This window comes from Pseudomonas moorei (genome assembly GCF_008801475.1).
Classification (GTDB): domain Bacteria; phylum Pseudomonadota; class Gammaproteobacteria; order Pseudomonadales; family Pseudomonadaceae; genus Aquipseudomonas; species Aquipseudomonas moorei.
In genome coordinates this window covers 1-23,022 of record NZ_VZPP01000001.1, presented here as the reverse complement: position 1 = coordinate 23,022, position 23,022 = coordinate 1, and the positions used below count along the sequence as shown (strand labels likewise).

Genomic DNA, 23,022 nt, shown 5'->3' with positions numbered 1-23,022 from the left:
GATCAAGTCAGGGTAACAACCGCTCAATAGTCCCTACCCCTTCCCCTCCTTCTCAAAAATCAACCGTCGCCGATAACTGCAAGGTGCGCGGATAACCAGGAGAGAATGCGCCATAGGAGGCAACGCCTGACCAGTACTCACGATCGAACACATTCTGTACGGTGGCGCGGAACGTCGTCGGTCGACCTTCGATTTTGGTGGCATAACGGGCGCCGGCATCGAAGCGAGTCCAGGCATCCAGTTCCTGGGTGTTGGCTTGATTGACGTATTGGCGGTCGGTGTAAATGGCACCGCCGGTGAGGGTAAAGCCCTCAAGCCAAGGCGTGTCCCATTCGGCCCACAGGTTGGCTTGCACGTCTGGCACGCCTACCGGTTTGTTGCCGCGATTGGCGGCAGTGGCCGAATCGGTCAACTCGCCATCGAGTAGCGTCACCCCGCCCATCAAGCGCGTGCCCTGTGCCACTTCGCCGAACATGCTCAACTCGATACCGCGATTACGCTGTTCGGCCTGCACGGAAAACACGTTGCCGGCGCCGATTTCGCCACTCGGTTTTTCAATCTGAAACAACGCCAGGGTGGTCATGAACGTGCCGTGTTCATACTTGACGCCGATTTCATGCTGCTTCGATTCGTAAGGTGCGAACGTCTCGCCAGCGTTGGCCGCCGAGCCCGGTGCAATATCACCTTTACTCAAGCCTTCAACGTAGTTGTAGTAGAGCGAAACATCGTCCCAAGGCTTAACCACCACACCAACCAGCGGGGTCGTGGCATTGTCGTTATATTTCGAGCTGACCGAACCTGCAGCGTTGTAATTGCGTGATTCGATGTCTTGCCGGCGCACCCCCAGGGTCAACTGAAAGCGGTCATCAAGCATGGACAGCGTGTCGGTCAATGCGACACCGGATAGATCCGATTCGGAAATGCGCAGCACTGTTGGCGCGTTGATAAATTGCTTGGGCACATCCACCGGATGGTAAATGTTCGAACGGACTTCGGTGCCGTTGTTGATCCCTCGGGACAGCTCATCCTGGTATTGGGTGGCCATCAGAGTAGTCGTGTGAGTGACCGGACCGGTCGCGAACACTCCGCGGATCCCGACGTCGGCGGTAGAGCGGTCGACGTTGAATTTGTAATACCCGGGAATATTGCTGGTATCGCCTGCCTCGTTGATGATTCTCGGCACCTGGTCAGACATCCGCTTGACGTCTGACCTGCCGCCCCCCGCATGGGCAAACACGGTGACCGCATCATTCAGGTCATATTCGCCGCCCAGCAATGCCGACTGCTCTTTCGTATCGGACCAACCCCAGTCCTGCGACACGTTGGTCCGGCCATTGGGTGCCGATGGGATATCAATGCCAGGCGCGACTGTGAATGGCCTCGACGGTGCATCGAAACTTTCTTTCTGGCTGATGTAATCAAGGTTCAAGCGCAAGCGCTCGCCACGATAATCCAGCGCGATGGCGCCGATACCTAAATCTCGCTGCTGATTATCAACGGCAGTGTCACCCCCTTGCAGGTTGCCGTTGAAGCGCACGCCAAACTGATTTTCTTCACCAAAGCGACGGCTGACATCCAGATGTGCACCGACTTGGGAGTCGGAGGCGTAGCTGGTGGTAACGCGGGTCAGGTCTTCGTCCAGTGGACGTTTGGGAACGATATTGATCACGCCACCGACGCCACTGTTTGGCGAAATGCCATACATCAAGGCGCCCGGTCCCTTCAGCACTTCGACCCGCTCGGCATACTCGGTGAATACCCGGTAGTTGGGCGCCACGCCATACACGCCATCGAACGCCAGTTCGCCCAGGTTGCCTTCACCGACCGGAAAGCCACGAATGAAGAACGAGTCGACGATGCCGCCGGTCTGCCCGGTGGAGCGCACCGAAGGGTCACGCTCCAACGCATCGGCCACGGTCACCGTTTGCAGATCGGCCAATGTCTTGGCGGTGTAACTGGTCACGCTGAACGGAGTGTCCATCACGTCTTTGTTGCCCAGCATGCCCAGTCGGGCGCCCCGCGCAACCTGGCCACCGGCGAACGCTTGCGGCAATGCGGAGGGACCACTGTAGCTGGCGTTGATGTCGGTGGTGTCGAGGGTCAGCGAATGGGTGCTGTGATCGGCCGGTGTCGCGATCGGAGTGTTCGAGGTCTCGTCAGCGGCAACGCCCTGTTGCTCGGGGGCTGCAGCCCAGGCGTTGGCGCTTGCTGCGACCAGGACAACATTCAGCATGGCGGTACGAATGGCGAGTGTTAACGCGCGCTCACCGCAAGGACGACTGACAACAGGCATGACGTGAGGATCCTTTTCAAACAGGGAAAATGGTAATCACTCCTATTGCCAGTCTATTTGCGAAAAAGTATCACTCTCAGTAGAAACTTTTTTCTGCTGCGCTGCCAAAGCTAGGCATACAGGCGTTCCAGCGGTATCGCGATCACCGGCAGCGCCGGATCAAACGCGTGCCGGGTGGTCTTGTATGGAAAGATCTCACCCCGGGCAATCGTGGTGAAAATCCGCGCCACTTCGAACGCCTGCCCGGTCCGCCAATGCCGCACACACACCCGCGGATCGGTGTAATCGAGCTGGATGCAAGGCACCCGCTTCAATCCCAATTGCAAGGCCGCGTTGAACCGGTGATTGCCGTCCATCACGATGCCCTGCGAGCGCTCGACGATAATCGGCTCCAGCCAATGCCCGGCCCGTGCAATCGACTCGCGCAGCCTCGTCACATTGGCAAGGTCGACCTGCTCGGACTGCTGCACTTCACTCAGCGGCCGCAACGTAATCCGATAACCGTGTTCCATGGTTGATCTCCTGATTCGCCGAGGCTTCAGCAAGCGCCTGCGCGAGCAATGGGCGCATATTGGCTGGCCACATCGAGCAGGCGCCGGGCATGTTCGATCAGCGGCAAATCAACCATCTCGCCATCCACCTGCACCGCATGACTGCCCGTGGCCACGGCCCTCATCACACGATCGGCCCACGCCAATTGGCGCGAATCCGGCAGGAAGGCGCGCTGAACCGTGACCAGTTGCGAGGGGTGGATGCACAGCTTGGCGCCGAACCCCAACGATCGCGCGTAAAGGGCGTCCTTGCCGACCACCGCCAGATCGCTGATCGCCGGCGTGACGCCGTCAATCGGAGACGGTAAGTCCGCCGTGCGAGAAGCCAGCACGATGCGGTGGCGGGCGAAGAGAAACGCTTCAGGGATCTGGCTGCAATTGATATCGAGGGAGAAATCCAGCGAGCCGAACGCCAGGCGCGCCACCCCTGGAATCGCGGCAATCGATTCCACCTGCTGCAATCCTTTGGCCGTCTCGATGATCGCGATGATCTTGAGTTCCGGTTGCCACTTCAGCAACTGTTCGACGACCCGGCCAAGGGCATCCGGGCATTCCACCTTGGGCAGGAAAATGCCGTTGCAACGCTCGGGATAGCGCATGTCGTTCAGCCAGGCCTGGTCCTGGTGGAACAGGGTACTGCCGACGCTATTGAGGCGGATGTAACGCTCGCAGGAAACGCTCGGCGTACTCTCCTGCCATGCCCAAATTGCTGCCCGAGCGGCGGGTTTGCTGTCCGGATGAACGGCATCCTCGAGGTCGAGAATGATCGCGTCAGGATTCGCTTCGACGGCTTTGGAAAACCGTTCGGGGCGGTTGCCCGGCACGAACAGGTAGCTGATCGCGAGTGGGGTTTTGCTGCTGCGTCGATCGGATGTCATGGCGTTGCTCCTTGGCGTGAATCGTTGTGAATCTGAAAAAAATCAGGCCCTGTCAGCGCCGGATTTCCGCGCCTGCCCGTGGCGGCCTGCACCTCGCCGTAACGCCTTGTTCATCAGGGTATTACGGGATTTTTTTAAACAGGGCGAACGCGTACTTGAACGTTTAAATGCACGCTCATTCATTCGCCCTGTGCAGGTCGTTATTCAAAAATATTTGAAAACCTTACTTGATAATGGTTCGCATTAGCAATATTGTTCACATCGCCAAGAGGAACGATCCTCGCTTCAAAGAACGTCATCAGTCGCAATGGGAAGTGCATACCGGTAATAGCACATGAATGTCAGTTACGGGTCACTTACACAGGCTGTGTCATCAACTAGTGGCCGATCAAAATGTCCGTACAAACCTTATGGAGTGGGGTTCTCATGCAATTGTTTTGTCAATCATCCATTACGATCCGCGCTAAAAATCCCTCTTCAGGTTTCGCGTGGCATCCGCCTCCACTGCATTGAAAACTCGTATCTGACGAGCAAAAAAATACTGCTTCCATCGATAACTGCTGGTTGTCAAATATCAATGGCCACGTTCTATTTCGAGCCAGAGGATTAACTATGCCTGCAATGAATGCGCAGCCCATCGAACAGCGAATTGAAGTTCATCATCCGGACAGGCTAAAACCGCTTATCGACTTTGTTATTGCCACACTGATCAACCATTTTCCGGGCACACTTTCAGCTCTGGTCAAACAACATGGCTCACCATTAAATCTGGTCTGGCCACATGCTTTCGAATTGAATACGAAGGCGCTGCAAACGGTGTTGAACCAACACAATGTGCGTCACGCCATCTTCTATGGCGCCAAGGCCAACAAGTCCCAGAGCCTGCTGAGCGCTGCGGCAAATTCGGGTATTGGTGTCGATGTTTCGAGCATTTATGAGCTGGAGGCAGCCCTGCGAGCCGGTACGCTGGCGGCAAAAATCTGCGCGACCGGCCCGGCCAAAACCGCTGCGTTTCATCAAGCGCTGATCAGCGCGGGTTCACTGATTTGTGTGGACTCGCTGGAGGAATTCGATCACCTGCAAACAGTGATCGAATCCCTGACAACTCCCGCAAAAGCACGGATTTTACTTCGTTACAGGCCTGCAAGCTGTCCGAAGAGTCGATTTGGAATGGGCTTTGAGGACTTGCTTGAATGCCTTCATCGGCTGACCCGACAACCCAGGCACTTTCACTTCGAGGGGTTCCATTTCCACTTGGGCGGTTACGGATTCGAATCCCGTGCGCAAGCCTTCCGTGAAGTCTCAGGGTTTGTCCAGGCAGCCCGTGAAATGGGACTGAATCCACAAATAATCGACATCGGCGGAGGCCTGCCGATTCGTTATGTCGAGCCTCAGGCCTATTGTCAGTTTTTACAGCACGACAATAAGTACGAGCATTATTACAACAATATTGTGCCCGACTCTTATTATCCCTATGGCAGTGAGCTGACAGCGCCTCAATGGTTGACATTGTTCCTCCAGGCCGACCACTCGCCCGGACTGTCCATTGCCAACTATTTGAACATGCAAAAGATAACACTGGCACTGGAGCCCGGCCGAAGTCTGGTGGACCAGGCGGCCATTTCATTGTTTCGGGTCACACGCACAAAAAAACTGGCCGACAACAAAATCGTCATTTTTGTTGAAGGCAGTAGTTTCAGCGCCTGTGAAACCTGGTTTTCGTCGGAGTATCTCGTTGATCCGATACTTATTAGCACAAGTGAACTACCGCACACACCGACTCAAGCTTATATCGCTGGCCATAGCTGCCTGGACGACGACGTCATTACCCATCGCCTGATCAACTTTGCCACCACCCCCCAGGCAGGCGACTTATTGGTTTACGTCAATACCGCCGGTTATCAGATGGACTTGCTGGAAAACGAGTTTCATCGCCATCCCCTGCCCCGACGCTTGATGGCGACCTGTTGTACGGAAGGTAACTATGCATTTGCACCTGACTACTAAAGGGAATGATTGAAATGATATTGAATAAAGTTTCTGACCTTATTGGCAATACACCCATGTTGGGTATTGATGTTCCGGATACCGACGCCAGGCTGTTACTCAAGATTGAAAAGAACAACCCCGGCGGCAGCATCAAAGACCGCATGGCGCGGAACATGGTGCTGGCCGCGCTCAAGTCCGGGCGCCTGAAACCCGGCGGCGTCATCGTTGAGTCGTCGTCCGGCAACACCGGCATCGGCCTGGCCATGGCCGCCGTCGAATTCGGCCTGCAGTTTATCGCCGTGGTCGATCATCACGCGGCTCAGGACAAGATCGCCGTCATGAAGGCGCTGGGCGCCGATATTCGATTCGTTAAAGGCACCTATCGCGAAGACGAAGTGGCGGTGGTCGAGCGCCAACACATGGCGGCAGAACTCGCGACCGACATTCCCGGCGCCGTGTTCATGAACCAATCCGACAACGCCGCCAATGCAGGCGGTTACAGTGATTTCGTCCGCGAAACGATTGCTCAGGTACAAGGCCCTATCGGGGCCTACGTCGGTTGCGTCGGTACCGGCGGTTCGATGACCGGGATCGCCCGTGGATTGAAACTGCACAATCCCGACACCGTGACCGTTGCGGTGGAACCGGCCGGCTCCATTGTCTTCGGTCATCCCGGCTATCCCTACTACCAGTCGGGCACCGGCACCCCGGCCGGTGACACGGTCGGTCTGGTGCTCGACTACAGCTGCATCGATCTGGGCGTGCAGGTCACCGATTCCCAAGCCTTCGAAACCGCCCGCTACATCGCCCGACACCTGGCGCTGTTGGTAGGTGGCTCGACCGGCGGTGCGATTTTCAAGGCATTGGAGCTGATCCACAAAGGCGTGCTGACCGGGAACGTGGTCGTGCCAATCGCCGATGGCGGCGAAAAATACCTGCACACCGTGTTCGACGATAAGTGGCTGCAAGAACGTGATTTGCTGGATACGAACGTCGCACCGCAACTGGATGCCTGGCTGGGCAAGACCCAATGGCTGGACACCGTTTCCGCACCGCTGCAATTAAACGTCGCATGACCCACCCACACAGGAACGCCTCTCGATGAATCTGTTGAAAGTCGCCATTTGTGGTGGCGGCAGGACCGGCCATCTCAACGCCATTCTGTTCAAGCAGCTGCCCAATGTTCAGGTTTCGATGCTCACCAGCAATCTGGAAATCATCGAACAGCATGCCCGTCAGACGCCGATGCAGGCGTTGTTGCCCAACGGTTCGACACTGCAAGCCCGACTGGATCGGGTGACCACTGACGCCAGGGCCGCCGTCGAGGATGCCGACATCGTCATCATCACCGTGCCGGCCCATGCCCGGCCGCAAACCCTGAAGGACATCGCACCGCATCTGAACGCGAGCAAACCGGTGTACATCGGTGCGATTCCCGGTTTTTGCGGTTTCGACTGGCTGGCCGAAGCCACCCTGCCCGACCGCCCGAACCTGGTGATCTGGGGCATGAAGGACGTCCCGCATACCGCATTCGAGCTGACGCCTGGACGCTCGATCAAAATGGGCGGCGGCAAAAGCCAACTGTACGTGGCAACCCATGCCCGAGAGCCGCAAACCGCGCGCCGACAGCTGGAGAAAATACTGACCAGGCTGTACGGCCCCTGCGTGACGATGCTGGAAAACTACCTGGAGATCACCCTGACGCCGGGCAACCCGATCATGCACAGCTCGGTGATCTACGGGCTGATCGGCCCCTTTGGCCAATGGCATCGCAAGATCTTCCCGCAACGCCTGTGCTGGTGGACCGAGTGCCCGGAACTGGGTGCCTACTTCCTCGAACGCATGGATCAGGAAAGCCAGGCGCTGTGCGCGGTCATTAGCCAGCGCATGGGCATCGACCTGTCATCGGTCAAATCCTTGAAACAGGAAATTGTCGAGGCCTACGGCGAACAGATCCGCGACCAGAGCAGCATGCTTTCGATTCTGCGCACCAATCAGGCCTACAACGACATCCTTGCCCCCATGGTGCCAGCCGACGGCAACCGCGCCGGCTACGTCATCGAACGCGAGAGCCGCGCCTTCAGCGAAGACGTCGCCTACGGCCTGGTGCTGCTGGTGGAAATGGCCAAGCGCTTCGACCTCAAGGTGCCCCATATCGAAGAAGTCCTGCAGTGGAGCGTTGGCTACATGCATGGCCTGCGCGACTCCGCGCTCGACTACTTCCCAAGCCAGTGGCCACACGCGACCAGTGCCGCCGCTTGATCCCTTTATTCACATTATTTCGACGAGCAGACAGCTGATATGGATGACTTCAAGACACTGATCGCCTATTCCCGTAAAAACGCCATGCGACGTCTGATCCGTTGCCTTTTTGCGGAAAACATCCTTGATCGTTCGAGCCTGATTTTTTCGGCTGAAGGGAATCAGGCCACCTACCCGCTGAAGGATGCCCGCGCCCACCTGTTTTTCTCCGACATCGCCAAGGGTCCGGCCGATACCGTGGTCAATGACGGTGATGTGGTGCTGTTGACGGACGAAGGCGTACGCCAGGTGATCACCCGCCATCAGGATTTGCTGGATGTGCTGCGCGACAGCTTCGACTTCGAGCCGACCGACGAAGGCGTGGCCGGGCTCAAGGCCGACATGGAAAACAGCCTGACCAACGATGCCCACGCCCGTCAGCATCGCCAGCAATGGAACGCGCGAATGGAGCAGGCAGCCAGGGATCAGGGCGTCAACAGCTTCACCGACTACCTGCGCCAACATGCCAATACCAAAGACGCCGCCATCCTTCTGGACCAGTGGGGTTCGCTGGAAGGCCATCCGTATTACCCGACATGGAAATCCCGTCCGGGCCTGACCGATGCCGAAGTCGAGCAACTGTCACCCGAGTTCAATGCCCAGGTACCACTGCGCATCGCCTCCTTGCGGGCCGAGCATTCGAAAAGCGAAAGCATGCCTCACGTGACCGGTTACCACGAATGGTTCGCCAGCCACTTCCCGGCGCAATGGGAGCAATGGAAAGCCTCGCTCAACGGCAAAGGGCTGGATGAAACCCAGTGGCTGCCGCTGCCGATTCATGCCTGGCATTTGCAGGCCTATGTGCTCGAGACGTTTGCGGCGGAAATTGAGGAAGGCATCCTGATCACCGACGGCCCTGACATTCAAACCCTGCCGACCATGTCCTACCGAACGATGATGCCGGTACTGGACGATTGCGCACCGCTGATCAAATTGCCGATCGCCGTGTGGATGACCAGTGAATTGCGCAGCCTGCAAGCCAAATCGATTCACATGGGGCCGCGTATCAGCACAGTGATCACCAGGATTCTGGCGGCCGAAAACGGCTTCGATCAGCGTCTGGAAATTTTCCCGGAAGAGATAGGCGTGCGTTACAGGAACGCGGTCACTCAGGACGATCACCCAGGCCGCCATCTGTCTGTGGTCTATCGCGCCAGCAAGCCAGCATTCGAGCGCAACGACCATTGTCTGCCGATTACCGTGGCATCGCTGTTCACTCGGTTGCCCGGCAGTGGCCGGCCGTTGTTCACCGATCTGATCGAGCGGGATGGCGCCAGGGCCAATGCTGAGCAGGTTGAAAGCTGGTTCCGCGAGTACGCCAAAGTGGTCACCCACCCGGTGGTGGCGATCTACCTGTTGTATGGCATCGGGCTCGAAGCGCATCAGCAAAACACCATGGTGCTGTTCTCCCCCGATGGCAAAGCACGTAGTCTGCTGATCCGCGATTTCGGCGATGGCAGGACTTACGCTCCGCTGCTGGAAGCACGTGGCTACACCCTGCACCCGCATGTGCAGCCGGGTATTTTGCCGACGGTATTCTCAGGCGATATAGAACCGGTACGCATGTTCGTGCTGGACGCGGCGTTCCTGACGCATCTGCACGAAATGGCCCTGTGGTTGACCAGGGAATACGGATTCAACAACAGGCGGTTGTGGGAGGTGCTGCGCGAGCAAACCGATCTTGCATTCGCGGCCGTACGCGACCGGGTCTCGCCAGATTTGTGGGAGGTGGAACATCAGGCGTTTGTGGAAGATCCATGGCCAACCCGGTCGTTGTTGCGCATGCACTTGATGCAGTACTCCAACTATCGTTTGCAACACACCCTGACCAACCCGCTCGCTAGCGTTTAATCGAGGCTGTCCCATGTCCCATGCAGGTGTCGTCCAGGGTTCAAGCGTCAGAATCCTGATTTATCTTCTCTTTGCGATCCAGTTGGTCTCAATGGGTGCGATGGAAATGAGCGGGCCCTTCTGGCCCGTCCACCTGCGTGGGCTGACCTCCTCGAAGTCGGTGTTCAGCTTCGCCAGCATCGCGGTGTACGTCGGGCCGATGCTGGGCATTATTCTGACCAGTGCGTTCTGGGGCCGTATCGGCGATCGCTACGGCCACAAGTTGATGATGATCCGCGCCCTCGCCGGCTTGTCGTTGACCCAGCTTGGACTGGCACTCTTCAGCGACATCTGGGTGATTCTGATCCTGCGTTTTCTGCAAGGCGCTTTCGCCGGGTATATCGCACCGGCCCAGGCTTATGGCGTCAGCATTGAAGCCCCTTCGCGGCGCGCACGGCTGTTTGCCATCCTGCAGATTTCCACCAACGTCGGCTCGTTACTCGGCGCGGTCGTGGGCGGACTGATCCTCGACTACGCGACGTTCTTCTGGATCAACATCATTGCCTCGGCACTGTGCGCGGTATGCACCGTGGTGGCGGCGGTTACCTTGCCCGATGTACCGCCGGTAAAAAAAACACCCGTCGCAGACAACGCGACCCCGGCCAGCCGCTCGGCCAGCGTCTGGCAAGGTGCACCGTTACTGTCGTTACTGGGTGTGATGGGCATTCTGCTGCTGGCGCGCATGCTGCCGCAGACGTCTTTCTCGCTCTACGTCAGCTCGGTGTTCGAGGTCAGTCACTCGGTGGTCGGCCTGTGCTACGGCTTGTTGGCGCTGGGTTTCATTCTTTCCGCAACGGCCTGGTCGCGTTATTTCGAACACCGCACCGAGCAGGAAACCCTGCACCGCCTCACCTACGTCGTCATCGGCTGTATCGCCCTGACGGCGGTGGCAGGCGTCACGCACAACCCTGTGGTGTTTGTCATCGCCTACTTCATCTGGGGTGTGCTGCTGGGGGCCACCACGCCAGTGCTCATGGCGTTGATCTCGAAAACCGCCGACAGCTCACAACAGGGTCACGTGCTGGGGATTGCCCAGGGCACCGCGCAATTTGCTTCGATTGCGGGGATCTCGGCCGGTGGTTTGCTCAGCCAGGTCTATGGCTTGCAATACACCTACCTGTTTGTTTGCCTGGCCTACGTGGTGGCACTGATCCCGATTGTCGCGCTGCGTTACTGGCCTGCGCAGATGCAACCGAGTCATGCCCCGCCCGGGGATTGATCAAGCAGACTGGCGTTGAACGACGATCCAAGCACTGATCCGCCTGCCACGCGACTGAGGGATACCTGATCGCTGCTTGCGTCCTGGACGCTTTGTAATCTAGCATTGGGAATACTTCTCAATTGCATAAAGTCCGCAGCCATGAGCGAAACCCTTTGCGCGAATAACGACGATCACCTGCGTGCGATCGAAGCCCTGTACAGCGGCCACCACGGCTGGCTGTATGCGACGCTGAGAAAAAAACTGGGGAACGCCATGGATGCGGCGGATCTGGCACAGGACACCTTCACTCGCATCCTCGCCTCCCGGGTCACTGTCATCGAACAACCTCGCGCGTACCTGAGCTGCGTGGCCAAGGGCATCCTGATCAACTGGTACCAGCGCAAGGCACTGGAACGTGCCTATCTGGATGCCCTCGCTCATGTACCCGCTGCTGAAGTGCCTTCGCCCGAATTGCGCTTCATGGTGCTGGAGACCCTGCACGAAATCGATGCGATGCTCGATGCCCTGCCGCCCTTGGTCAAACGTGCGTTCCTGCTCTCGCAGATCAGCGGCCTGAAATACGACGACATCGCCGAACAACTGGACGTGTCACTGATCACTGTCAAACGCTACATGAAGCAAGCCTTCGTGCAATGTCTGTTGTTGGTGGCGTAAATGCTCAGTCGCCGCCAAGAACCGCCTCCCGATCACCAAGCCCTTGAAGAAGCTGCAGACTGGCTGATGCGCTTGAGTGGGGGCGAACTCAGCGACACTGAACGTGCCGAATGGGAATGCTGGAAAGTCAGCACGCCCGAGCGTGTTCGTGCCTGGGGGCGCGCTCAGTTATTGCAGAGCAAATTCGGCGGCCTGCCACCGTCACTGGCGATGTCGGCACTGGATCGACCCAGCAGCCCGCAACGTCGCGCAGCGCTGGGCAAACTGGCGATGATTCTGGCGATCCTGCCGGCCGCTTGGGGCAGCTGGAAGCTGGCAGAATCCCGGCAGTGGTCGGCCGACTATCGCACGGCCATCGGCCAGCGACGCGAATTGACGCTGGCCGACGGCTCGCACATCACCTTGAACACCGATACGGCCATCGACGTACTGTTCGATGCCCACCAACGGCTCATCCAACTGCGCGAAGGCGAAATACGGGTGCAGACCGCGCCGGATATTTCCCCGATGACGCGGCCTTTCGTGGTCAGCACCCGCCAGGGCCGAATGCAGGCACTGGGCACAGGGTTCACCGTTCGAGAACTGCAGTCACGCACTCACCTTGCGGTGCTGGAAGGCGCGGTGCAGGTCGAACTCGCCGACAATCGCCAGGGATCGCCATTCATCATCAACGCCGGACAACGCACCGACTTTTCGTCCGATCACTTTGGCCTGCTCACCGCCACCCCTCGCTACATCGACGCATGGACCCAAGGCATGTTGATGGCCGACAAGATGCGCCTGGCCGACTTCGTCGCCGAACTGACCCGCTATCGCCGCGGCTTCGTCCGCCTCGATCCGGCGATTGCCGATCTGCGCATTTCCGGTGCCTATCCGATCAGCGACACCCAGCGCACATTGAACATGTTGGCGCAGACCTATCCGATCCTTGTCAGCGGCCACTTGAATGGCTACTGGATCACGCTCTCTGCGGCCTGAGCCAAAAAAAGTGCACGCAGGTGATACTTTTTTTGATCTCGACTGGCTATGGGGAAGAAGAACCTTTCCGTCCTGTTTATAGGCTCGTCCATTAATGCTCGCTGCACGCCTCCTGCGCCCGGATCGTCAGTTCACCCCAGTTTTTCGCAGTGCGTTGCTAAGCCTCGTCCTGGTCGGTGCCGTTTGCCCGATTGCCTTGGCCGCCGTGCCTGCGCAACTGGACGCTGTCGCGGTCCGTGCCTATGACATGCCTTCCGGGCCACTCGGTGCGGCCCTGTCGAGCGTCGCCGTGGATGCCGGCATCGCGCTGTCATTCCAGCCATCGTTGACTGAGGGTCTTGTCAGCCCCGGACTGACCGGCCATTACTCCACCCAGGAAGCGGTCACTCGCTTGCTGGCGGGCAGTGGCCTGGACATGGTGTTGCGCAGCGACGGCAGCTACACATTGGTGCAGCGCCAGGTGACGCTGGATGAAACGGCGGTCATCGGCACCGATAAACGTACCGACGCCCTGCCACCCGTGTATGCCGGTGGGCAGGTCGCCCACGGCGGGCGCCTGGGCATGCTGGGCAACTCGGATCTGATGGACGCGCCCTTCAGCGTCAGTACCTACACCTCGACGCTGATCAAGGATCAACAGGCCGTCACCGTTGGCGATGTGCTGGAGCGAGACTCATCGGTGCGCTCCACGGGGCAGGCGGGAGGCATTGTCGACTCGTTTTTCATCCGCGGTTTTCCGGTCGGTGAAGGCAACCTCGGTGAATTGGCGTTCGACGGCGTATACGGCGTAGCGCCCAACTATCGGGTGTTCACCGAGTACGCCGAGCGTATCGAACTGGTCAAAGGTCCCGCCGCCCTGCTCTACGGCATGTCGCCCAACAACGCTGTCGGCGGTGTCATCAACGTAGTGCCCAAGCGCTCCCTCGATGAGGACCTGACGCGTTTCACCGCCCGTTATGCCATGAACTCGCAGATTGGCGGCCACATCGATGTCAGTCGGCGCTTTGGCGAGGAACGCCAGTTCGGCATGCGCATTAACGGCAGCACTCAGCAGGGCGACACGGCGATCGACGATCAAACCCGTCACGTCGACATCGGCGCCCTGTCCCTCGACTATCAGGGTGAACGCCTGCGAACCACCCTTGACTGGCTCAACCAGAAAGAACGCTTCGACGCCGCCTCACGGCCATTTCTGATCGCCCCGGGCGTGGACATTCCCTCCGCCGCCAATGGCCGTACCAACGTGAGTCAGGAATGGGGCTGGTCCGAAACCCGTGACAAATCGGCCCTGCTCAGCGGCGAATACGACCTCAGCGAGGCATTGACCGTGTTCGCCCACGCCGGCGGTGGACAATCGAATGTCGCGCGAATGTCCGACCAGACCCCGACCATCATCAACGCGGCCGGCGACACCTCTTCTGTTCCCGGCTATTACAAATTCGAAGTCGAGCGTTACACCGTCGACGCCGGCGCACGCCTGCGCTTCGACACCGGGCCGATCAGTCACCGTGCCGCCCTGCAGGTCACCCGTTATCGGGATGTCCTGTCCCGGGGGATCATTTCCGGACCGCCCATCCTGTCGAATATTTATCACCCGGTGGATCGCCCGAAACCCGATATCCCCAAACCTGACACGACCAAAGTGTCCGAGAGCGAACTGACCGGGGTGGCCCTCGCCGACACACTGTCAGTGCTGGATGAGCGCGTCCAGGTAACACTCGGCCTGCGCAAGCAGAACATCCATTCCGACAACTACAACACGGCCGGCAGGGTTACCACCTCTTACGACGACGGCAAAACCACGCCACTGTTCGGTGTGGTGGTCAAACCCTGGGACCACGTTTCGTTCTATTACAACGACATCGAAGGCCTCGGCAAAGGTGACATTGCACCCTCCACCGCGTCGAACGCCGGCGAGGTCTTTGCCCCTTATGTCTCCCGACAACAGGAACTCGGGGTCAAGGTCGACTATGGCACCTTCACCTCGACACTTGCCTTGTTTCAAATCAAGAAGCCCAGTGGCGAATTGGTCTCCGGTGTGTTTTCGGTGCAGGGCGAGCAGCGTAATCGCGGGCTGGAGCTGAATGTGTTCGGTGAAGTCGCGCCAGGCACACGCCTGCTCGGTGGCGTCACCCTGCTCAATGCTGAACTGAGCAAAACCGGCGTTGCCGCCAACCGTGGCAACAAACCGGTCGGCGTGCCGCAGGTTCAGGCCAACCTCTGGGCCGAATGGGATACCTCGTGGGTCGAAGGCCTGACGCTCACCGGTGGCGCGATTCATACCGGCAGGCAGTACGTGAACCAGGCCAACACCCAGCAACTGGATGACTGGACCCGCTTCGATGTCGGCGCACGTTACACCACTCGCATCGATGAACGACCGACCACGTTTCGCGCCACCGTGCAAAACGTGCTCGACCACGAATACTGGTCGGGCGTCGCCTCCTACGGCGCGTTCTCCCAGGGTTCACCGCGCACTTTATTACTGTCGGCGACTGTCGATTTCTAAAACGTTCAGCCCGGCAGCGGTGTCAGCCGTTGACCGTCCTGACTTTTGCAAAGGCTTTGACCATGGTGATTTTTGATCGACGCAGCCACGCTTTCGCTGCGCTGCTTTTGGCAGGACTGCTGAGCCTGGTAGTGCTTTCCCTTGCACCGCGCAGCGTGCTCGCCGCTCAAGCGGATCCGGCGCTCACTGAGGTGACCGATCTACTGGGGCGCAAGGTCAAGGTGCACTTGCCGGTCAGACGCGTCATTCTCGGTGAAGGCCGCCAGTTGTATCTGGTCGCCGCACTGGACACACAAAACCCCATCGAGCGCATCGTCGGCTGGCGCAAGGATCTGATCCAGTCGGACCCGGACACCTACGGCGCCTACCTGCGCAAATTCCCCGACATCGCCAGGATCCCCACCTTCGGCGGATTTGAAGACGGCACCTTCGATATCGAGCAGGCCATATCGCAGCGACCGGACGTGATCATCCTCAATATTGAGGCGCAACATGCGACCGAAGATGCGCGCTACATCGAGAAGCTCGACGCCTTGGGCATCCCGGTGGTTTACGTCGACTTTCGCAACAACCCGATCCAGAACACCGAGCCGACCATGCGCCTGTTCGGCCGACTGTTCGATAAAGAGCAACGCGCCGAAGCCTTCATTGATTTTCGCAACCAGCAAATTCGTCGCGTCACCGACGTCATCGAGAAACAACACCCGCCCCGCCCCAGCGTGTTCATCGAGCGCATTGGAGGCTATACCGATGATTGCTGCCTGAGCTTCGGCAACGAGAACTTTGGACTGTTCGTCGATATGGCCGGCGGCAACAACATCGCCCGCCACATCATTCCCACCACGTTCGGCCAGTTGAACCCCGAGCAAGTCGTCGTCTCCAACCCGGCGCATGTCGTCGTCACGACCGCAAACTGGGAAGCCTTTGCACCTGGCGGGCATTGGGTCGGTGTCGGCCCGGGCGCGGACATGGCGCAAGCCAGAAAAAAACTTGCCTGGTACACCCGGCGCCCCGCCTACGCCGGTATCAAGGCTCAGGACGATCAAGCCTTTCACGCCATCTGGCATCAGTTCTACAACAGCCCCTACCAGTTCGTCGCCATCCAGCAATTGGCGAAATGGTTCCATCCGGCACTGTTTGCCGACCTGGATCCGGACGCGTCATTTCGCCAATTGCATGAGCGCTTCCTGCCGGTGCCGTATGAGTCGGGTTACTTTGTCAGCTTGCGCAAGCCGGAGGTCAAACCATGAGCTCATTGACCGACGCCGTGGTCGCCCAGCGCGAAACCTATCGTCGCCTGGTGCTACGTAAACGCCTGATTCTCCTCGGGCTGGTGATCTTGCTGTTGTGCAGCGTACTGCTCGATCTGGCGCTGGGGCCGGCGAGTTACAGCTTCAACGAAGTACTCGGCGCCCTGTTCTCGCCCGACAGTGCTTCAGCGCAAGTGCGCGTGGTCATGTGGGACATCCGCCTGCCGGTGGCCCTGATGGCCGTCGCCGTCGGCGCGGCGTTATCGCTGGCTGGCGCCCAGATGCAGACGATCCTCAATAACCCGTTGGCCAGTCCGTTTACGTTGGGCATTTCTGCCGCTGCCGGTTTTGGCGCGGCGTTGGGGCTGGCGTTCGGTGTCGCGCTGTTCCCGTTGGCAGCGCAGTACATGGTGCCGTTGAACGCGTTCATCATGGCCATGGTGTCGGCGCTGTTAATCCACTTTTTAAGCATGCGTCGCGGCGTTACCGCCGAAACCATCGTGCTGCTCGGCATTGCCCTGGTGTTCACGTTCAACGCGCTGTTGGCGCTGGTGCAGTTCTTCGCCACCGAGCAAGCCGTGGCCGCCGTCGTGTTCTGGACGATGGGCAGCCTGACCAAAGCCACCTGGCCGAAGCTCGGCGTGATCTGCCTGGTCATTCTCATCACCCTGCCGATCTTCGCCAAACGCGCCTGGGCCCTGACGGCCCTGCGACTGGGCGATGACAAGGCCGCCAGTTTCGGCATCAACGTGCGCCGCCTGCGTTTTCAGACATTGATCATGGTCAGCCTGCTCGCCTCGTTTCCAGTGGCTTTTGTCGGCACCATCGGATTCATCGGGCTGGTCGGCCCGCACATCGCCCGCATGCTGATCGGTGAAGACCAACGGTTCTTTTTGCCTGCCTCGTTGCTGACGGGCTCGTTGATTCTTTCGGCGAGCTCTGTGGTCAGCAAAACCCTGATCCCGGGCGCGATATTCCCCATCGGCGTCGTCACTTCACTGATCGGCGTGCCGTTCTTCATATCCTTGATTCTCGGCGGGAAGAAAAACTCATGGTAAAGCTTCAGCTGGAAAATCTCGGCGCACGCTACGGCCAGCGCGAGATCATTCGCGACGTCACCACCACCACTTTTTTCGGTGGACAGGTGGTCGCGGTGGTCGGGCCCAATGCCGCAGGCAAGTCGACGTTGTTCAAACGCATGGCCGGACTGATCGACGGGCCCGGCCATGTCATCCTGCAAGACTCGAAAAAAGGCGCCCAGGGCATTAGCTACATGCCCCAGGGTTTGAATGCCAGCGCTCGACTGACGGTCTACGAATCGGTGCTATTGGCGCGTAAACAACTGACCGCGGGCTGGGTCGTACACGATGATGAATTGAAACGGGTCGACGAGATTCTCGCGGCGCTGGGCATCACCGGACTGTCGTTTCGCAACCTCGGCGAATTGAGCGGCGGTCAGCAACAATTGGTCTCGATCGCACAAACGCTGGTACGCGAGCCGGAAATCCTGCTGATGGACGAACCGACCAGCGCCCTCGATATGCATCGGCAGGTGCAGGTGCTTGACTTCATGCGCACACTGGCCCGCAAGCGCGAGGTCATTGTGTTCATTGCCATCCACGACCTGAACCAGGCACTGCGCTTTGCCGACCAGGTGCTTGTTATCGCCGACGGCACCACTCAAGGCAGTGGTCCAGGCAACGAGGTCATTACCCGACAGATGTTGCGTAACGTCTACAAGGTCGAAGCACGCATCGAGCAGTGTAGCCGCGGGCTGCACCATATCCTGATTGACGATATCGTTTAATTCGCAAACATCCGCTGTGTCAGGTGCAATACCTTCGGTTCGAGTTCAGGCACGTTTAAGGGGAAACGCCAAGTGAAAGCTTGTACCTGCTTCAGTGCTATCAACGCTTACAGAACCGCCATGCAGTTGCATGATTGAGCGCACAATGGCCAATCCCAGACCACCCGAGTCGTCGGGCTGATTACGTGAAGGGTCGCATCGGTAAAAGCGCTCAAACAATCGCGGCAGATGTTCTGCTGCAATCGGCTCGCCGTGGTTGTGCACCGTAATGTCGAGCGTGTCTTGCATCACCCTGCTGCTGATCGTCACTGCAGATTCGGGAATGGCGTAGCGCAATGCGTTGGCCAGCAAGTTTGCCAATGCTCGACGGATCAAGCCTGGATCCCCCATCAACTGATCCTGAGTCTGGTTAAGCAGTTGCACATCTCGCTCTTGCGCCACGCCTTCGAAATACTCACAGAGCTGCTCAATCAGATCGTGCAGGTTGATTTGCTCGACGTTTACGCGAGCGTTGGCCTGCTCGGTGCGAGCAAGAAACAGCATGCTGTCGATCATTCGTGCCAGCCTTTCATACTCTTCCTGATTGGAAACCAGCAGGTTCTGATAGTCCTCGATGGAGCGACTGCGCCTCAGGGCTTGCTGGGTATGACCCATCAGGTTACCGAGCGGGGTGCGCATCTCATGGGCGAGGTCTTCCGAGAAGCGTGATAGCTGGGCGAATCCGTCCTCAAGGCGTGCAAGCATCTGGTTGAGGGCGCTACAGAGCAGCTTGAGCTCATTCAGTTCATTGAACTCATCCAGCCGCAGATGCAGATGCTGCACGTCAATTGCCGCAGCGCGCTTGGCCAGCAGACGCACGGGGCGCAAGCCTCGTTGACTGACCCACCAGCCAAATACGAAAGCCAGCAGCGCACCGACGGACATGGCCAGCCATAGCTTGAGCCGGTAAGCCCCCATCATCTGCTCACGCTCTGCCAACAACTTGCCAGCGATCAGGGTCAAGCCGCGATCACCCTGCATGACGTCCTGCCAGGCAAGCCGCACCGGCTCGGAAGCGTGATCGTCGACGAGGCGAGCATGGGGTGCCGCCGGCAACTTTGGAATCGTCATCCCCACTGGGTTGATTTCGATCAGCACCTTGCCGGTGTCATCGACGATCCATAGCAAATTGTCGCGATTGCCCAACATGTTTTCGTAGAGCTTGGGCCGACCTCGCAGTTGCTCGATGCTGTCGCTATCGCTGATCAAGGCTTGCATTCGCTCCAGGCGCCCCAGCAGGGCCTGGTCATCGCGCCAGGCAATCTCTCGCTGCAGCGATTGATAGAGATAAAAACCAATGGAGCCCAGTAACAGCGTGCTGACCAGTGCGAACATCATCGCCAGGCGCAGGCTCAGGGTGCGCGGAAACGGATTCAGGATTGCACCTCGAGCATGTAACCGATACCACGCACTGTGTGTATCAACTTGAGTGGGTATGGATCGTCAACCTTGGCCCGCAGTCGACGGATAGCGACATCCACCACATTGGTGTCACTGTCGAAGTTCATCTGCCAGATCCGGGAGGCAATCAGCGAGCGCGATAGCACCTCCCCTTCGCGACTGAGCAGCAGATGCAGCAGGGCGAACTCCTTGTTGGTCAGGGTCAGACGCTCGCCGTTGCGCGTTACCCTGCGTCGCAACAAGTCCAGGCTCAGATCACCCGCCACAAAGTGCTCGACCTCGCGAGGCGGGCCACGGCGCAGCAAAGTGCGTACGCGTGCCAGTAACTCGGCATAGGAAAAGGGTTTCACCAGATAATCATCGGCTCCCAACTCCAACCCCTTGACCCGATCATCAACCGAATCCCGTGCGGTGAGAAACAGCACCGGGGTCTGCCACTTACGCCGGATGATTTGCAGCAATTGCCAGCCATCCAACCCCGGCAGCATGACATCCAGAATGATCAGATCGAACTCACTCTCCTGTGCCAAATGCTGGCCATCCAGCCCGTCAAGGGCGATCTCTACCGCATAGCCCGACTCAGTCAGGGCTTTGCGCAGGTAATCCGCCATTTTCGTTTCGTCTTCAACCACCAGGATACGCATTTTTTCCTCCGGAACAGGCGCACAGGCTAGCCCGCTTCGCTGATTTCTCACATTACATATTGGTAATCAGGAGGCAATCATTCTGACGGGGTGCGCTGGTCATGATGTCTGGCAATGACTCAGACAGCCTCAACCAAGGAAACCGCATGCGTACAAGCCTATCGACTTCATTGCTGGTCACACTCGCAATGAGCTCTGCGTTCGCCGTTGCAGCCCCGGATCAAGTGGCGCAGCGCAAGGACGTGTCACTTGCAATGGCGAACGATTTGCTCAATGCCGCGCTCACAGCCTGTCACGCCGATGGCCGCACAGCCGTTGCCGCCGTTGTTGACCGTGGCGGCAATCTGGTTGCCGTGCAACGCGATGACAATGTCGGCCCGCACAACACGTTAGCCGCGCAACGCAAAGCCTATACCGCCCTGTCGACCAAGACTTCGACGCGGTTGTTAGCGCAGCGCGCTCGCGCTAATCCGGATGCTGAAAACCTCAACACCCTCGATGAGTTGTTGCTGCTGGGTGGAGGCGTGCCATTGACGTTCGAGGGTCAGGTCATCGGCGCCATCGGAGTGGCCGGTGCAGGCGGCGCTGCAAACGATGAAGGTTGTGCAGAGGTCGCTATCAACAAAGTTTTACCTGCCGTTAAAAACTAAGGACATCACCATGACTCTATTGAAAAGTTTCTTCGCTGGCGCTGTATTGAGTGCCCTTTCAGCCCTTGCATCAGCGGCGGCAAATCCACTGAGCGTGCACGTACTCAACTTGCAGGATGGCCTGCCCTCCCCTGGCGTCAATGTCACGCTGGAAAAACAGGATGGGAAAAACTGGGACATGCTCAACAGCGCGGCGACCAATGAGCAAGGTCGTATCACCGGGCTGTATCCGGAAGGTCGGGGTCTGGAGAAAGGTACCTACCGTGTCACCTTCAAAACCGGTGAGTGGTTCAAGGCGCACAAAACGTCCAGCTTCTTTCCGGAGGTACCCGTCATATTTGAGGTGGACGGAACTGTCCCGCACTACCACATCCCGTTGCTTCTCAGCCCCTACGGCTTCTCCACCTACCGGGGCAATTGATAGTCGAGCGATACCCAATGGATACCAGCCGCCCCTACTCGAAAGGGCGGCACTGTCGTTTGACTTTTCACCATCAAAACCTTCAGCGATGACCACGTTCACCCCTCAGGCGTGGTTCTCGTTACAGGGAATGATGCCGGCGACTGCACCTTTCTGGTCCTTGACCATGAATTGGGCCGCTCATCTCCCCCAGTCGATTAAACGGCGCAAAGAATAGCGCCCTTCCCAACGCTGTTCCCGGGCGTATGGGACACAAACCTATACAAGATACTGTCGTGCGCACAAGGCTAATCAGAGGGCGATGACGTTTTTCTTTGACGATGAATACCCGCTCTGCGCTCTATAACTCACTGACCTGTGCAGAGGATCCGATCAACGCATTCCCCACGATCAACCTGCATCCCTTGTGTTCAACCACGAATTTTCTTGTACAATTTATTTCGCATTGTATAAGTTTTGCGTTAGCTTGATGAAAGTGCCAAGCAGTCCATCTCAACTGAGGTACCTATGTTCAACTCGCAAATCAAAAAAAGCCTGGCCATCAGCCAGCAGCGATTGGCCGACTGCGAAGCCACCCTCGCCGCACTAGGTGGCTCCATGGCTATGATTGAGTTCCAGCCTGATGGCACGATCCTCGGCGCCAATAACAATTTCCTGAGACTGATGGGCTATCGCCTTGAGGAAATTCATGCCCGACATCACCGCTTGTTCTGTACGCCGACATACGCCAACAGCGTCGCTTATCAAGGTTTTTGGTCACGCCTGAGTAAGGGGGAGTTCATGAACGACCGCTTCCTGCGCCTGGACAAACAGGGGCGTGAAATTTGGCTGGAAGCCAGTTATATCCCTGTTCATGACGCTTCTGGACGGGTGATCAAGGTGGTCAAGATTGCTACTGATGTCACGGCCCGGGTGCTGAAAGAACAAGAGCAGGAGAGCCAAATCAAAGCGATTAACCGTTCCATGGCAACCATTGAGTTCAACCGACAGGGAGAAGTCATCAGCGCCAACGAAAACTTCCTTGCAGTGATGGGTTACCGCCTCGATGAGATTATTGGCAAGCACCATCGCCTGTTCTGTGAGCGTAGCGAAAGTGAATCCAGCGAGTATCGCCAGTTCTGGGAGCGCCTGAATCACGGCGAATTTTTCTCCGGTAACTTCAAGCGCCTCAACAACCAGAGAAACACCGTCTGGTTACGTGCGACTTACAATCCGGTGTACGACGGCAACGGCAACCTTTACAAAGTCGTTAAGTTTGCGAGCGATATCACTGCTCAGGTTCTCCAGCAGGAAACCGAGTCACGAGCAGCACGCATGGCCTATGAGACTTCACTGAAAACCGACGATACAGCGCACGAAGGTGCCCGAGTGGTGCAGGAGACAGTGGATGTCATGCAAAGCCTGGCTGGCGAATTGAATCGCGTGCTGACATCGATCAACGTGTGGCCGAATTGCTGGCCCGGGTCGGTTTGTCCGACCACGCCAAAAAATACCCGGCGCAATTGTCTGGTGGTCAAAAGCAGCGTGTCGGCATTGCCCGCGCCC

General features: G+C 58.1%; 19 protein-coding genes and 2 pseudogenes. 16 read left to right on the top strand and 5 right to left on the bottom strand.

Annotated features, from left to right (window positions below):
• Positions 1-52: 52 nt before the first annotated feature.
• The 3 genes from F7R06_RS00105 to F7R06_RS00095 form a co-directional block, all read right to left on the bottom strand.
• Positions 53-2,293 (bottom strand): TonB-dependent receptor, encoded by a 2,241-nt coding sequence (locus tag F7R06_RS00105; protein WP_090322894.1) that lies wholly within the window; start codon positions 2,291-2,293, stop codon positions 53-55.
• A 110-nt stretch (positions 2,294-2,403) separates the two neighbouring features.
• On the bottom strand, positions 2,404-2,805 hold the full coding sequence (locus F7R06_RS00100) for a ParB N-terminal domain-containing protein (RefSeq protein WP_090322897.1): 402 nt from the start codon (positions 2,803-2,805) through the stop codon (positions 2,404-2,406).
• 26 nt (positions 2,806-2,831) lie between these two features.
• Complete coding sequence (locus F7R06_RS00095; protein ID WP_090322899.1) at positions 2,832-3,722, bottom strand: HpcH/HpaI aldolase/citrate lyase family protein; 891 nt, start codon at positions 3,720-3,722, stop codon at positions 2,832-2,834.
• On the opposite strand from F7R06_RS00095, the gene F7R06_RS00090 reads away from it, so the two are divergent.
• From F7R06_RS00090 to F7R06_RS00035, 12 genes are all read left to right on the top strand, one after another.
• Positions 3,721-3,969, top strand: coding sequence for a hypothetical protein (locus F7R06_RS00090; protein WP_139204796.1), 249 nt, complete (start codon positions 3,721-3,723; stop codon positions 3,967-3,969). The genes F7R06_RS00095 and F7R06_RS00090 overlap by 2 nt on opposite strands.
• Positions 3,970-4,334: 365 nt before the next feature.
• Positions 4,335-5,729, top strand: coding sequence for a Y4yA family PLP-dependent enzyme (locus tag F7R06_RS00085; protein WP_090322903.1), 1,395 nt, complete (start codon positions 4,335-4,337; stop codon positions 5,727-5,729).
• A 5-nt stretch (positions 5,730-5,734) separates the two neighbouring features.
• Positions 5,735-6,787, top strand: a complete 1,053-nt coding sequence (locus F7R06_RS00080) for a PLP-dependent cysteine synthase family protein (RefSeq protein ID WP_343287506.1) — start codon at positions 5,735-5,737, stop codon at positions 6,785-6,787.
• Positions 6,788-6,812: 25 nt separating this feature from the next.
• Positions 6,813-7,973 carry an NAD/NADP-dependent octopine/nopaline dehydrogenase family protein gene (locus F7R06_RS00075; protein WP_090322906.1) on the top strand — a complete coding sequence of 387 codons (1,161 nt, stop codon included), beginning with the start codon at positions 6,813-6,815 and terminating at the stop codon, positions 7,971-7,973.
• A 39-nt stretch (positions 7,974-8,012) separates the two neighbouring features.
• The gene (locus F7R06_RS00070; protein WP_090322908.1) at positions 8,013-9,863 is read left to right on the top strand and encodes an IucA/IucC family protein; all 1,851 of its coding nucleotides are present in this window, start codon (positions 8,013-8,015) and stop codon (positions 9,861-9,863) included.
• 13 nt (positions 9,864-9,876) lie between these two features.
• Positions 9,877-11,121, top strand: coding sequence for an MFS transporter (locus F7R06_RS00065; protein WP_090322911.1), 1,245 nt, complete (start codon positions 9,877-9,879; stop codon positions 11,119-11,121).
• A gap of 141 nt (positions 11,122-11,262) precedes the next feature.
• Positions 11,263-11,778: a sigma-70 family RNA polymerase sigma factor gene (locus F7R06_RS00060; protein WP_090322914.1), complete on the top strand. Its 516-nt coding sequence runs from the start codon at positions 11,263-11,265 to the stop codon at positions 11,776-11,778.
• The gene (locus F7R06_RS00055) at positions 11,779-12,756 is read left to right on the top strand and encodes a FecR domain-containing protein (protein WP_090322917.1); all 978 of its coding nucleotides are present in this window, start codon (positions 11,779-11,781) and stop codon (positions 12,754-12,756) included.
• 94 nt (positions 12,757-12,850) lie between these two features.
• Complete coding sequence (locus F7R06_RS00050) at positions 12,851-15,265, top strand: TonB-dependent receptor (protein WP_090322919.1); 2,415 nt, start codon at positions 12,851-12,853, stop codon at positions 15,263-15,265.
• 62 nt (positions 15,266-15,327) lie between these two features.
• Positions 15,328-16,515 (top strand): ABC transporter substrate-binding protein, encoded by a 1,188-nt coding sequence (locus F7R06_RS00045; protein WP_090322923.1) that lies wholly within the window; start codon positions 15,328-15,330, stop codon positions 16,513-16,515.
• Positions 16,512-17,573: a FecCD family ABC transporter permease gene (locus F7R06_RS00040; protein ID WP_090322925.1), complete on the top strand. Its 1,062-nt coding sequence runs from the start codon at positions 16,512-16,514 to the stop codon at positions 17,571-17,573. The genes F7R06_RS00045 and F7R06_RS00040 overlap by 4 nt, the downstream gene beginning before the upstream one ends.
• Positions 17,567-18,322: an ABC transporter ATP-binding protein gene (locus tag F7R06_RS00035; protein WP_090322927.1), complete on the top strand. Its 756-nt coding sequence runs from the start codon at positions 17,567-17,569 to the stop codon at positions 18,320-18,322. Before F7R06_RS00040 ends, F7R06_RS00035 begins: the two co-directional genes overlap by 7 nt.
• Before the next feature lie 45 nt (positions 18,323-18,367).
• Here the strand turns inward: F7R06_RS00035 and F7R06_RS00030 are convergent, their stop codons facing one another.
• Positions 18,368-19,738 carry a heavy metal sensor histidine kinase gene (locus F7R06_RS00030; RefSeq protein WP_090322930.1) on the bottom strand — a complete coding sequence of 457 codons (1,371 nt, stop codon included), beginning with the start codon at positions 19,736-19,738 and terminating at the stop codon, positions 18,368-18,370.
• Entirely contained in the window at positions 19,735-20,406 is a 672-nt protein-coding gene (locus F7R06_RS00025) for a heavy metal response regulator transcription factor (RefSeq protein WP_090322932.1), read from the bottom strand. The genes F7R06_RS00030 and F7R06_RS00025 overlap by 4 nt, the downstream gene beginning before the upstream one ends.
• Positions 20,407-20,552: 146 nt before the next feature.
• Between F7R06_RS00025 and F7R06_RS00020 the strand changes: the two genes are divergently transcribed.
• From F7R06_RS00020 to F7R06_RS00005, 4 genes and pseudogenes are all read left to right on the top strand, one after another.
• Positions 20,553-21,056: a GlcG/HbpS family heme-binding protein gene (locus F7R06_RS00020; protein ID WP_090322934.1), complete on the top strand. Its 504-nt coding sequence runs from the start codon at positions 20,553-20,555 to the stop codon at positions 21,054-21,056.
• Positions 21,057-21,066: 10 nt separating this feature from the next.
• Positions 21,067-21,477 carry a hydroxyisourate hydrolase gene (gene uraH, locus F7R06_RS00015; protein WP_090322936.1) on the top strand — a complete coding sequence of 137 codons (411 nt, stop codon included), beginning with the start codon at positions 21,067-21,069 and terminating at the stop codon, positions 21,475-21,477.
• Between the two features lie 507 nt (positions 21,478-21,984).
• Positions 21,985-22,758: pseudogene (locus F7R06_RS00010) on the top strand (PAS domain-containing protein); the annotation flags it as partial.
• A gap of 137 nt (positions 22,759-22,895) precedes the next feature.
• Positions 22,896-23,022 (top strand): annotated as a pseudogene (locus tag F7R06_RS00005) (ATP-binding cassette domain-containing protein); the annotation flags it as partial.